The organism is Pedobacter sp. GW456-11-11-14-TSB4, from assembly GCF_059424425.1.
This window is the reverse complement of sequence record NZ_JBWKZK010000002.1, coordinates 648,426-662,646: the sequence shown is the minus strand read 5'-3', so window position 1 is coordinate 662,646 and position 14,221 is coordinate 648,426. Positions and strand designations below refer to the sequence as shown.

Below are 14,221 nucleotides of genomic sequence, written 5' to 3'. Positions count from 1 at the left end.
CAAACAGGGGTTAAAATAAAACTACTATGAAAATTGATATAGTAAGAAAAGGTTATGCCCTAATAGCCGTTGCTGCCGGATTTGTGATGTCTTGTCAATCATGTTCATCAGGCAAAGAAGAAGAAGCGATTATTCTTCCTCCCACCCCTACCGTAGTTGTAGATAAAAATTGGTCATTTGAAGCCAGTCCGTTTTGGGCTGATGAATTTGATTATACTGGTTTGCCTTTAGATACCAAATGGGATTATGATTTAGGTGGTTCTGGTTGGGGAAATAATGAAAAACAACTGTATACAAACTCCCCATCAAATGTTAACGTTGGTGGTGGCTTACTAACCATTACGGCTAAAAAAGAAAATGTAAATGGCATGGCCTATACATCTACCCGTTTGGTTACCAGAAATAAATTAGACGTGTTATATGGTAGAGTTGAAGTAAAAGCAAAATTACCAACCGGTAGAGGCACATGGCCTGCAATTTGGATGTTACCAACAGATCGTGCTTACGGTGATTGGCCTAAATCTGGCGAAATTGATATTATGGAGCATGTTGGTTACGATCAAAACAAGGTTCATTTTAGCACACATACAGAATCATATTATTTTAAAATTAACACCACAAAAACAAGTAGCAGAACAATTTCTGATGCAAGTACGGCATTTCATTTATACAGATTAGATTGGACACCTTACGCAATTAGAGGTTATTTTGACAATGCTTTAGTATTTGAATTTGCTAATGAAGGTACTGGTTATAAAGTGTGGCCATTCGATAAAAGATTTCATGTTTTACTTAACCTAGCAATTGGTGGAGATTGGGGCGGTGCGCAAGGGATAGATGACAGTATTTTCCCTCAAAAATTTGAAATTGATTATGTACGTTACTATAAAATGATTGAAAAGTAGAATTTAATTTCATTGATTAAAAATGCCCAGCAATCTGTTGGGCATTTTTTTTTAATTTTTAGGTATTATTAGCAATATCTCGAATAATTTCATCTAGTTGTTTAGTTGATTGATCTAGAATAACTAATAATTCCTTCTGCGTTTCATCCGGATCATTTGCTTTTAATAATTCTGATATAGACATAATTCTTGCCAATGGAGTTCTCACTACATGAGATTGCAACCAACTAATTTCTTTCAATTTTTTATTTTGTTTCTCAATATGCTGTATGTACCTAAAACGCTCCGTAATATCTCTTTGTATACTAATCCATCGGATTAACTCACCATCATTTCCAAAAATTGGTGTAAGACTAACGCTTACATGATAAGCTATACCTAATTTTGTATAATTTAAAAGTTCTACCGTAATTTCACTTTTACTTTCTATTGCTTGTTGCAATAGTAATAAATCTTTCTGCTTAGTATTATTTCCATGTAAGATAGTTGGGCTATTTCCTATTAATTCATTTTCACTATAGCCAGACATTTTTAGCATAGCTTGATTTACATAAATAATTTTTGTTTCTATAGAAGTTGCGTCAGTAATTAAAACTCCATCTGAAGTGTTAACAACTACAGATTCTAATAATTTAGACCACTCTTCATCTTGCTTTCTTAATGTAATATCTTGCATGGCACCAATCATTCTTTTTGGCACACCATCTTCATTAAAGGTTATAAATCCTCTATCAAAGAATATTTTATAATTAGTATCACCACAAAGGAAACGATATTCATCGGTCCAGTTTGAAATGCCATTTTCAACATGATAATCTAACTTCGATAAAACTCTTTCTCTATCTTGTGGGTGGATTAAATTTTTCCACCATGTAAGACTGGTAAGCGTTGTATCATATTTCAATACGCTTCTAATAGCTTCATTCCAAATCAATTCATCCTTTTCTAAATTGCAATCCCAAATTATATCACTGGTAGCCTTTGATACAATATTAAATCGCTCAATATTTTCTGCTACAATTTGTTCTGATTTGATCTTTTCGGTGATATCTTTAGATGTGCAAACAATACCTGCCACCGCTGGATCTGAAAATAGATTGGTTGCTTTAGTATCAACCCAGAGCCAACTACCATTAAATGCCAAGTATCGATAAGGTGACAACTGTATTGTCTTATTTGTCCATATCTCTACTCCTTCTTCTTCAACTCTTTTTTTATCTAGTGGATGAATAAAATCGAAAGCCTTTTTCCCAATAAAATAATCTGGAGATAGTCCAAATACTTTTTCAGACGCAGGACTTACATAAATATATTTAAAATCTTTGTCAATAATGGTAACCATATCAGAACCATCCTGAACTAAAGCCTTAAATCTACGTTCAGTAATTTGTAATTTCTGCTGGGCCTCAATTTTCTCAGTAACATTCATGGCTAATACAAACCTAGCTGGCCTAGCATTAAATGTTATTAAGTTACTTGCAATTTGAACATAGATTGTTTTACCAGTTTTGGTAATGTGGCGGAAAACATTTTCGTAAAACAACCCACTAATCGAATTCTCCTTAACAATATTTATTACATCCAGTACATCTTCTCCAGACCTAATATCATTAATACCCATTAGCAGAAACTCTTCTCTTGAATAACCATATTCTCTTACAGCAGCAAGATTAACATCAAGAAAATTTAAACTTTCGATATCGAAAATCCACATCGGACTTGGGGATAGCTTAAAAAGTTGGTAAAAATCATTTTCCATGGCAATTACAGATTAAGCTTTAGATAGTATATATAAGTGTTTATGCAGCCACAGCAAAAACGACATATAAACATACAATTAGATACCTGAATATTTAACTATGAATGTATATATTTTAATTTTAAGTTAATACAATGATGTTAATTAAATTGCAATAATGAGATTTTTAGAATTGTCGAAAATTATTAAACACCAGAAATTCGAGTATTACTTTGACTATCAGTAAAATAATAATTTAAATAATTAGTACCCTCAAACCAGATATTTTCATACCTTTGTATCCCGTACAAAAACAATTAAAAAGGCTTAAAAACCTGCTTAATTTCACAAACTCACAAACATGACTAAGTATATTTTTGTTACGGGCGGTGTTACTTCCTCATTAGGTAAGGGCATCATCTCCGCTTCATTAGCCAAACTTTTACAAGCAAGAGGTTACCGAGTAACCATCCAAAAATTTGATCCTTACATTAATATCGATCCAGGAACTTTAAACCCTTATGAACATGGCGAATGCTTTGTAACTGAAGATGGTGCTGAAACAGATTTAGACTTAGGTCATTATGAGCGTTTCCTTAACACACCAACTTCCCAAGCTAATAACATCACTACTGGTCGTATTTATCAAAACGTAATTAATAAAGAAAGAGCTGGCGATTATTTAGGTAAAACCGTACAGGTTGTGCCACACATTACCGATGAAATTAAGCGCAACATGCGTATTTTAGGTGAAAGTGGCGATTACGATATCGTGATTACAGAAATTGGTGGTACCGTTGGCGATATAGAATCACTTCCATTTGTAGAGGCTGTTCGTCAGTTTAAATGGGAGGAAGGTGCTAACAATGCAATAGTTATTCATCTTACCTTAGTACCTTATTTAGCAGCTGCAGGCGAGTTAAAAACTAAACCAACTCAGCATTCGGTAAAAGCGTTACTAGAATACGGCATCCAGCCTGATATTTTGGTTTGTCGTACAGAACATCACATCAGTCCAGAAATACGTAAAAAAATTGCTTTATTCTGTAATGTAAATGTGAATGCGGTAATCGAATCAATTGATGCTTCATCAATTTATAGTGTGCCTTTGTTAATGATGAAAGAACAGTTAGATAAAACTGTTTTAGCAAAGCTGAAATTACCTTCTAAAAACGAACCCGATATGGAAAGCTGGAAAGATTTCTTAGGTCGTTTAAAAAATCCAACTGCAGATGTTAGGATTGGTTTAGTTGGTAAATATGTTGAGTTACCAGATGCTTACAAATCAATTACTGAATCATTCATCCACGCGGGTGCTAAAAACGAATGTAAAGTTCGTGTAGAGTATATCCCATCAGAAAGTATTTATGATGACAATGTAAAAGAAAAATTAGCGCACTTACATGGAGTTTTAGTTGCTCCTGGTTTTGGTAGTCGTGGTATTGAAGGAAAAATTACGGCTATTAAATATGTTCGTGAAAACGAAATTCCATTCTTTGGGATCTGTTTAGGTATGCAGTGTGCTGTAATTGAGTATGGAAGAAATGTTTTGGGTTTAAAAAACGCAAACACAACCGAAATTGATGAAAATGCGGCCCATCCAGTAATTAACATGATGGAAGAGCAGAAAAACATCACTTTAAAAGGTGGCACCATGCGTTTAGGCTCTTATCCTTGTGATATTAAAAAAGGAACAAAAGCTTATTCGGCTTACGGTAAACAACATATTAACGAGAGACATAGACATCGTTATGAATTTAATAACAGCTATTTAAAACAATACGAAGAAGCTGGTATGACAGCCTCTGGCATTAATCCTGACAGCAATTTAGTGGAAATTGTAGAATTAAAGAACCATCCATTTTTTGTTGGTGGACAATTTCATCCAGAATTAAAGTCAACTGTTGCAAATCCTCACCCACTTTTTGTTAAATTTGTCGCCGCTGCAATGGAGCATGCCAAAAAGAAAACAATTTAATACAAGTTTAAAACAATATAATGGATAGAAATACATTTACAGGGCTCTTCCTAATTATGGTAATTATTGGAGCTTCTGTTTTTTTTATGAAGCCAAATGAGGCTGATATTAAAAAAGAAAGAGAAAGAATTACCGCCGACTCGCTAAGTAAAGTTAAAGCTTCTCAAACAACGGCTAATGTTGCAACTGTTAAACCTTTAGATACACCTAAAATTGACACAGCTACTTTAAGCGGACCATTTGGTGCAAATTTAAATGGAACTGCACAAACAACAGTAGTAGAAAACGATATACTAAAGTTAACTTTTACCAATTTAGGTGGTAAAATTTTAGCAGTTGAGTTAAAAAATGAAAAAACTTACGACAATAAACCAGTTATTCTATTTAACGGAAACGAGAATAAATTTGGTTTAAATTTAAACATAGACGGTAAGATTATTAATACCAATAACTTATATTTTACTACTGCTAATAAAACTGCAAACAGCATCAGTATGCGTGCAAATTATAGTGTTGATAAATATATTGAGTTTGTATATGATGTTAAGCCTAAGAGTAATAATGTAGGTTTCAATATTAATTTGAACGGCTTGAATAAAGTTGTACAGGGTAATAATGTTTCTCTAAATTGGGAAACAACTTTATTAAAGCAAGAAAAAGACACCAAAAAAGAGCAAGAACACTCTTCTCCTTACTATAAGTACATTGATGAAAATCCAGACCATATTGGTATGGGAGCTGATGAAAAAGAGGAATTAAAAGAAGGTAAAATTGAGTGGTTCTCTTTTAAACAACAATTCTTTTCGGCAGTTTTAGTTCCTCAAGTACCTTTTGAAAAAGGAGATTTAGAAGTTAAAATTTTAACTGATACTGGTAAAGTAAAATGGTATGGTGCTAATATGCAAATGCCATTTAACCAATTAACAGCGCAAAGTTATGCCATGAAGTTTTATTTCGGCGATAACAAATTTGACAACCTAAAAGCACAAGGACAGGAAATTGAGAAGCAAGTAGACATGGGCTACTGGCCCTTAAAATACATCAACAGATTTGTTGTATTGCCTGTTTTCCAGATGTTGGAGAGTTTTGGTTGGGGTTATGGTTTAATCATTTTAGTTTTAACCATATTGTTAAAATTAGCCATGTCGCCGCTAACTTATAAATCGTACATTTCGATGGCTAAAATGAGAATTTTAAAGCCTGAGATGGATGAGATAAAAGCAAAAGTAGGTGAAGACAATGCAACACTTTTACAACAAGAATATTTAAAGTTGTATAAAAAAGTTGGTGTAAATCCGCTAGGTGGATGTTTGCCAATGTTATTGCAACTTCCATTTGTTATGGCGTTCTTCTTCTTCTTCCCTAATTTATTCGAATTAAGGGGCGAAAGCTTTTTATGGATGAAAGATTTATCAACTTATGATGATTTCATCAAATTTGGTTTTACCATTCCTTTTATCGGCGATCACTTAAGTTTGATGTGTATTTTGATGACCATTTCTACATTGATTTACACATACTTTAACAATCAAATTTCTGGCGCTACTGGACAGATGAAATACATTGGTTACATTATGCCAATCATCTTTTTAGGTGTGTTAAACAGCTATCCATCTGGCTTAAACTATTATTATTTCTTAGCAAATATGTTTACGTTTTTACAACAGTATTTGATTAGAATGATGGTTAATGACGATAAAATTCATGCTATTTTGCAAGAAAATAAAGCAAAACCTCAAAGCGAAAAGAAAAAATCAAAATTTCAAGCTCGTTTAGATGACTACATGAGAACCCAAGCTCAGGCTAAAACGCAAGAGAAAAAAGGGAAATAAGTTAGTAGTTTTCGGTTGGTAATTTTTCAGTTTTGGAAATGTACCATCGATCTTATAATTGTGAATTCCAAACTACGAATTGACAGCCGCAGAGGTAAAGATTTTAATCTGACTTCTGCGGTTTTTTTATGCATTTACTTTTGCCATTCGAAATATGTAATTCGTTCGTTTTGCCACTTGAAATAGTAGCACAGCATAGCGTGAAATAAACTGGATTGGAGCGGCATCCCCCGATTCTTCATCGGGGATATAGTGGAAAGCCAGAATAACTTTAATTAATACATCAAAATTGCTTTTCAAATCTTTATTTACTGCTTTATTTTGTAAAATTTGACATACATATACTTAAATATGCGTAAAATTTGCAATTTTTATATTTCAATAACATCCGAACCACAAATAACCCAAATTTTATCATGCAAAAAAAACTAACATTACTATTTTTATTGTTTGCAAGCGTAGCTTATGCTCAAAAAAAACCTATAGACCACAGTGTTTACGACAATTGGGAATCTGTAGGAATTAAACAAGCGTCAAATGATGGAACATGGTCTGCCTTTAGTATAAATAAACAAGAAGGTGACGGGAATTTATATTTCCAAAACAATCAAACTGCTCAAAAAATTACAGTCGCAAGAGGAACCGGAACTGGTGGCTTTGGTGGCGGATCTTCATTATTTAGCGCTGATAGTAAATTTGCAGCTTTTACCATAAAACCGTTATATAAAGATGTTAGACAGGCAAAAATTAAAAAGAAAAAACCTGATGAAATGACCAAAGATACTTTGGGCATTGCCAATTTAAGCACTTTAGCAATTACTAAAGTTCCTAGAGTTAAATCTTATAAATTTCCAGAAAATGGGAGTGCAATTTTAGCTTATTTGTTGGAAAAACCATTAGATACAAGCAAAAAAGCTAAACCCGCAACTGCACCAGAAACGAAAAATGATGGTGATTTATTTTTCGCTGATGATGAACCTGGTGCAAGTGCAAGTAAAGAAGGTACAGATTTAGTGGTTAAAAATTTAAATACTGGCACCGAACGCATCTTTAAATTTGTTACAGATTTTGCTTTTAGTAAAGATGGAAAACAGTTAGTTTTTACCAGCACAGGGTCTAAAAAAGACAAAGCAGCGCCAGTTGGTGTATTTTTACTAAACAATACTACCGGTGTTTTAAAAACTTTGGTTAAAACTAGAGGGAATTTTAAGAGCTTTGTATTTGATGAGGAAAGCGAGCATTTAGCATTTTTAGGCGAAACTAGTCCTGAAAAGCAAGAAGTGAAAGAGTTTAGCCTTTACTACAACTCTCCTACTTTAGACACTGCCCAAATTTTGGTTGATACTGACATGACTGGGATGCCTGACAAATTTGGTGTAAGTGGTGATGGAAGAGTAACTTTTAGCAAAGATGGTGATAAATTATTTTTTGGAATAGCTCCAATTAAACTACCAAAAGACACCACTATTGTAGATTTTGAGAATGCTAAATTAGATATTTGGGGTTATAAAGATGATTATTTGCAACCAATGCAATTGAAAAATGCAGATAGAGAATCGAAAAGAAGTTATTTAACTGCAATTGATATTTATAGTACAGATCCAAAAATTGTACCGCTTACTGATGTTAAATTGCCTGATGCAACAATTGTTAATGAAGGTAATGCAGCTTTTGTTTTAGCTTCTACAGATTTTGGTAACCGTATTCCATCTCAATGGACTGGCGGCACAGTTCGTGATTATTATTTAGTTGATGTTAAAACTGGAGCTCGTAAAAAAATAATTGAAGGTTTAGATGGAAATGCTTCTGCATCGCCAAATGGCAATTATATAATTTATTATAACGACAAAGACATGACTTGGAATACCTACCAAGTTTCAACGGGTAAAAAGACAGTTTTAAACACAGGCATGTCTGTTAAGTTTTATGATGAAGAAAATGACGTTCCTGCACTACCAAATAGTTACGGCATTGCAGGCTGGTCTGAAGATGATAAAGAAGTTTATTTATATGATAAATTTGATATTTGGGAATTTACACCAGATGGCAAATCTGCACCAAAAAACTTTACCAATGGTTTTGGTAGAAGTAACAACCTAACTTTTAGAATGTCTAGAACTGATCCTGATGCAAGATTTATTGCTAAAAAAGATGTTTTGTGGTTGAGCACTTTTAACAACGAAACCAAACAAAATGGTTTTTATCGCAAAGCAGCGAATAGCAGTAAAGCACCAGAATTAGTAATTATGGCTCCATTCACTTATTCTAATTTGGTAAAAGCTAAAAATGCTGATGTGTATATTTTTGATAAAGGAAATTATACCACTTCACCAGATGTTTATGTATCTAAAGACGGATTAAAAACAGCTGCCAAATTAAGCAACACTAACCCGCAACAAGATTTATACAATTGGGGCACTGCAGAATTGGTAAAATGGACAACACCGAAGGGATATAAATCTGAAGGTATTTTGTATAAGCCAGAAAACTTCGATCCGAATAAAAAATACCCGATGATTGTATATTTCTATGAGAAACTTTCTGATGGTCTGTACAGTTATCAAGCTCCAGCACCTACTCCATCACGTTTAAATATTCCTTATTTTGTAAGTAATGGTTATTTAGTTTTTGCACCAGATATTAGTTACGAAACTGGTTACCCTGGTAAATCTGCCGAAGAGTTTATTAACTCTGGCGTAGAAAGTTTAAAGAAAAATGCTTGGGTTGATGGAACTAAAATAGGTATCCAAGGTCAGAGTTGGGGCGGTTACCAAGTTGCGCACTTAATTACCAGAACAAACATGTATGCAGCAGCTTGGGCAGGCGCTCCGGTTGTAAACATGACTTCTGCTTATGGTGGTATTCGTTGGGAAAGTGGTATGAACCGTCAGTTTCAATATGAAAAAACCCAAAGTAGAATTGGTGCAACCCTTTGGGAGAAACCAGAACTATACATAGAAAACTCACCATTATTTAGTTTCCCTAAAGTAAATACACCTGTTGTGGTAATGGCAAATGATGCTGATGGAGCTGTGCCTTGGTATCAAGGTATTGAAATGTTTACAGGCTTAAAACGTTTGGGTAAACCAGTTTGGTTGCTAAACTACAACAACGAAGCACATAACCTAGTACAACGCCAAAACAGAAAAGATATTCAAATTAGAGAGCAACAATTTTTTGATTACTACTTAAAAGGTGCCAAAGCGCCAGTTTGGATGGTGGGTGGCATACCTGCAACAGAGAAAGGAAAGACTTGGGGCTTTGAATTAACTGACGAAAAACCTTAGTCAGTTGGCAGTTGCCAGTTTTCAGTTGGTAGTTTACAGTAACCATCTATTAGCCGTCATTTCGAGCGCAACGCAGTAAAATACAGAAATCTAACTTTTAAGATTTCTGTATTTTACCAAATTTCAATCAAAATGACGGCATTTTTATATCTACAAAAATGACCCTAAATTCCATTCTCTCAAGCTACATCAATTTCAAAGAAAAAACATTGAGTAATCGTTTTTTCAAACACGAAGACATTATCCAACTAATCAATCAACTTCCTCCTCAGTTTTACGTAGCGCAACTCGGAATATCTGCACAAGGACGTTCTATTAACGGCATAACATGGGGAAGCGGCGAAACAAAAATAATGTTGTGGAGCCAAATGCATGGCGATGAAGCTACAGGTACAATGGCTCTTCTTGATTTGTTTAACTTTTTGCAACAGGATAATGAAATTGTGCAACTGTTGGCTAATCAGTGCAAACTACATTTCATTCCAATGGTAAACCCAGATGGTGCTGAAGCCTTTACCAGAAGAAATAGCCAACAAATAGATATCAATCGTGATTTTTTAAACGAAGTTACTGCTGAAGCAAAAATATTGAAACAATATAGGGCAAATGTTAATCCAGATTTTGGGTTTAACTTACACGATCAAACTACGTTATGGAGTGTTGATGAAACCTTAAAGCCTGCCACACTTTCATTTTTAGCTCCAGCGATAGATAAACAGTTAACTATTAATCAAACTCGCCAAAACGCAATGCTAGTAATTGCCGATATCTTTAAAGACCTGAATGAAATTTTGCCAGAACATATTGGTTTGTTTGATGATGAATTTGAACCTAGAGCTTTTGGAGATAATTTCCAGAAAGCTGGCACTTCAACTATTTTAATTGAAGCTGGCGGTTATAAAAATGATCCTGAAAAGCAGGAACTTAGAAAGTTCTACTTCGCTTCTATCCTATCGGGATTAATTTCTATCGCTAGCAAAAGTTACCACAACCAAAAGTTAGAAAACTACTTTGCCATTCCTAAAAACAACAAACAAATTTTTCATTATTTAATACACAATGTGATACTTGATGGCATTAAAGTTAGTTTAGGCATCAATTTCGAAGAATGCCCAACAACTGATGGCCTAAATACCACAAAAATATACAGCATTGAAGATATTGGAGATTTAAGCTTTTGCGATGCTTATGAACAACTAAACGGTGATAGCTTCGAAATTAAAGGAGAAATAAAGCTATTTAAAAATGCTAACTTTCAGCTGTTTGATGCTAATCAGTTGATTTTATCATTTGAAGATGGAAAATTGGTTTAAAAATTTTATACATTCAACAACAAATTAATATTAAATGGCATTAAGTAGAATTTGGTCTGGTTTTATCATCATCGCAATTGTTGTAGCTGCGATAAAATGTTTCTTTTTCGGACAGTCAGAAATTTTTAGCTGGATGGTGGTTGGCAAAGCCGATGATCCTACAAATTTGACCAAAGTAAACGGTATTATAGAAACCTGTTGGACCTCAGTTGAGCTTTGCTTAAAGCTGATAGGTATTTTAGCCCTATTTATGGGTTTCATGAGCATTGCAGAAAGAGCTGGCGGTATTCGTTTATTGTCTCGCATTGTTGGCCCATTTTTCTCTAAACTTTTCCCAGAAATACCAAAAGGTCATCCATCAATGGGTCATATGATCATGAACTTTTCTGCCAATTTATTGGGCTTAGATAACGCAGCAACGCCATTCGGTTTAAAAGCTATGGAAAGTTTGCAAGAACTTAATCCAAACAAAGAAACGGCAAGCAATTCGCAAATTATGTTTTTATGCCTACATGCGGCAGGCTTAAGTTTAATTCCGGTGAGTGTAATCGCTATTCGTGCATCGCAAAATGCTTCAGATCCTACAGATATTTTCATTCCATGTTTAATCGTAACTTTTGTAGGTACCATGGCAGCGATGATGATTGTTTCATTTAAACAAAAAATCAATCTTTTTCAACCAGTGATAATTGGTTGGATTGCCAGTATTTCTGCTCTTATCGCACTTTTGGTTTTATATGTAACCTCTTTAAATGCAGAAGGTATTAAATCATTTTCGGGCGTTTTGAGTAATGGTTTAATCTTATTGGTATTTCTACTGATTGTTTTAGGGGGTATCTTTAAAAAAATAGATGTTTTTGATGCCTTTATTGATGGTGCAAAAAACGGCTTTGAAACTGCAGTAAAAATTATTCCATATTTAGTGGGTATGTTAGTTGCCATCAGTATGTTGCGTACAAGCGGCACATTCGATGTGGTAATTTCGGGAATTAAAAGCGTATTTGTGTTTTTTGGTTCAGATACCCGCTTTGTAGAGGCATTACCAACCGCTTTAATTAGACCCTTAAGTGGTGGTGCAGCTAGAGGTATGATGGTGGATACGATGACTGCCTACGGAGCCGATTCATTCGCCAGTAAATTATCAGGCATTTTTCAAGGCGCATCAGATACTACATTTTATGTAATTGCAGTTTACTTTGGTTCGGTAAGCATTAAAAATACAAGGTATGCAGTTGGTGCTATGCTTTTAGCAGATTTGGTGGGCGTTTGCACCGCAATTGGTTTAGCTTATTTGTTTTTTGGTAATAGTTTGTAAGCATCATCTTTAATTTGTTTAACGCTAAGTCACTTTCTTGGTAAAACGGATTAATTTATCTGAAAAGCTTAAGCAGCAAAACTATTTACGGTAGTTCTGCCAAATGCTACTCCCGAGAAATCGGGATTTGCGTATGTCAGGTTTAGTTTATGCAGGTATTCGGCAACAATTTAGGTTTTACCCACACAGGCATTCAATATAGCCTTGATTGGAACGGCATCCTTTTTTGATGTCATCCTGATGTATACCGATTTTACATCGGTAGCGTAGTCGAAGGATCATCAAAAAAGATAAAGTGGAAAGCAGGAACAAACTGCATAGAAAGCAATTGCCTTGCGCTTCAAAAAAAATCCCGCTCTAAAAATTAGAACGGGACTTTAAAATTGTTAATTGAAAACTGACTATGGTTTATCCCACCACAAATTAACATCTAGATTAACAGCAGCTGGAACATTAGCTCCGTTTTTAGTCGTTTCTCCAGATGGATAGGCAACCCTTCTGATAAAAGTTGAAAGTGCTGCATTAGCCGGCAAAGTGAAATCCTTATATTGATAATTATTTCTTCTTGCATCATTCCAAGCTTCTGGATTTAGATAAGTTGCTACATATTTTTCTTTAAAAATTAATGCTTTGGTTAAGCTAGCGGCTCCTACCGCAACAGCAGGATTTGCTAAATACGCCGCTTTATCCACTGCTGGAACTTGTAACTTATCCATATTTGCGCCAATACCAGCTAAGTAAGCGGCATAAGCACGAGTTGGGTTAGTTGCTAACGCTGCCTCAGCTTCGATAAACTTTAACTCAGCAAAAGTAACTAACAACAATGGAGCGGTATCGCTTGTCCATGGAGAACTAATAGCAATATAATTTTCATCTTTTACTGTATTGTTATTTGGCGGATTGCTACGGTTACCAGCACCATTTACTGTACCAATATAGGCAGGGTAAGTTGGGTTACTTGGTACCGAAGTTGGGTCGGTTATTTTACGAATGCGAGGATCAAAAATACCGTAAGTTGTACCGTTTAAATGATCAATTAATTGCTCAGAAAGCCAGCCTCCTAAAGTTAAGCTTGCATTATTACGTGCAACAGTAGCCCAATTATTTCTAAGTACAAACGAAGCCATACCAGCATCATCTGCATTAGATGCGTAAGAACTACTAACTGCTGCAAGTACGTTGGTTGGGTTATAAGCAGCTTTTTTACTTATTTTATTCAATGCTCTTGCTTTTAATGCATAAGCAGTTTTTAACCATTTTGCTCTGTCACCTGCATGTATCAAATCGCTGGTTGCAGCTAATTTTATAGTAGCTGTTGTTTTGGTTAATTCTACAATTGCTTCATCTAACAATGTGTTAATAGCATTGTAATTTTGTTCTTCAGTATCATACTTTGGAGTTAAGGTTGCTGGATTAAAAGCATCGGTATATGGAGCGGCACCCCATAAATCGGTTACCAAACTTAAATTATAAGCTAATAGAACATTAGCTACTCCAATATACTCGCTAGAACCTTGTGCTATTGCATTTGTCCTTAAATCTTTTGTATCTGCCATTGCAAAATATAAAGCATCCCAAGTTCCGGTATAATCTACAATTTGGTAGGTATCCCCTGCTGCAGAAGCTACAGGATTAGCTGTGTATTGTACAAAATTATTTGTGATACTTGCAACATTAAAACTATTAATACCAGCTTTACTTGTAGCGGTACTCAACAATGATGGTAAGGATGGGTTGCTAACCTGATTTGGATTTACATTTTGATCGAAATAATCTTTACATGATTGTAATGAAAAGACCGAAATCAAAAGTGCAAACATTATTAATTTTTGATATTTTTTCATGTCTTATAA

Annotated in this window: 8 protein-coding genes; 6 read left to right on the top strand and 2 right to left on the bottom strand. The window is 34.5% G+C overall.

Going from position 1 to position 14,221, the window contains the following annotated elements:
• Positions 1–26 precede the first annotated feature (26 nt).
• The gene (locus tag AC07XU_RS10250) at positions 27–905 is read left to right on the top strand and encodes a glycoside hydrolase family 16 protein (RefSeq protein ID WP_494943555.1); all 879 of its coding nucleotides are present in this window, start codon (positions 27–29) and stop codon (positions 903–905) included.
• A gap of 58 nt (positions 906–963) precedes the next feature.
• Here AC07XU_RS10250 and AC07XU_RS10245 read toward each other — a convergent pair whose 3' ends face one another.
• On the bottom strand, positions 964–2,664 hold the full coding sequence (locus AC07XU_RS10245; RefSeq protein WP_494943554.1) for a PAS domain S-box protein: 1,701 nt from the start codon (positions 2,662–2,664) through the stop codon (positions 964–966).
• A gap of 340 nt (positions 2,665–3,004) precedes the next feature.
• On the opposite strand from AC07XU_RS10245, the gene pyrG reads away from it, so the two are divergent.
• From pyrG to AC07XU_RS10220, 5 genes are all read left to right on the top strand, one after another.
• Entirely contained in the window at positions 3,005–4,621 is a 1,617-nt protein-coding gene (gene pyrG, locus AC07XU_RS10240) for a CTP synthase (protein WP_494943553.1), read from the top strand.
• Between the two features lie 20 nt (positions 4,622–4,641).
• A complete protein-coding gene (yidC, locus tag AC07XU_RS10235) occupies positions 4,642–6,453 on the top strand; it encodes a membrane protein insertase YidC (protein WP_494943552.1) in 1,812 nt (603 codons plus the stop codon).
• Between the two features lie 416 nt (positions 6,454–6,869).
• Positions 6,870–9,740, top strand: coding sequence for a S9 family peptidase (locus AC07XU_RS10230; protein ID WP_494943551.1), 2,871 nt, complete (start codon positions 6,870–6,872; stop codon positions 9,738–9,740).
• 158 nt (positions 9,741–9,898) lie between these two features.
• Positions 9,899–11,053, top strand: coding sequence for a M14 family zinc carboxypeptidase (locus tag AC07XU_RS10225; RefSeq protein ID WP_494943550.1), 1,155 nt, complete (start codon positions 9,899–9,901; stop codon positions 11,051–11,053).
• Between the two features lie 34 nt (positions 11,054–11,087).
• Positions 11,088–12,368 carry a nucleoside recognition domain-containing protein gene (locus AC07XU_RS10220; RefSeq protein WP_494943549.1) on the top strand — a complete coding sequence of 427 codons (1,281 nt, stop codon included), beginning with the start codon at positions 11,088–11,090 and terminating at the stop codon, positions 12,366–12,368.
• A gap of 401 nt (positions 12,369–12,769) precedes the next feature.
• On the opposite strand, the gene AC07XU_RS10215 is transcribed toward AC07XU_RS10220, so the two are convergent.
• Positions 12,770–14,212 carry a SusD/RagB family nutrient-binding outer membrane lipoprotein gene (locus AC07XU_RS10215; RefSeq protein WP_494943548.1) on the bottom strand — a complete coding sequence of 481 codons (1,443 nt, stop codon included), beginning with the start codon at positions 14,210–14,212 and terminating at the stop codon, positions 12,770–12,772.
• Positions 14,213–14,221 lie beyond the last annotated feature (9 nt).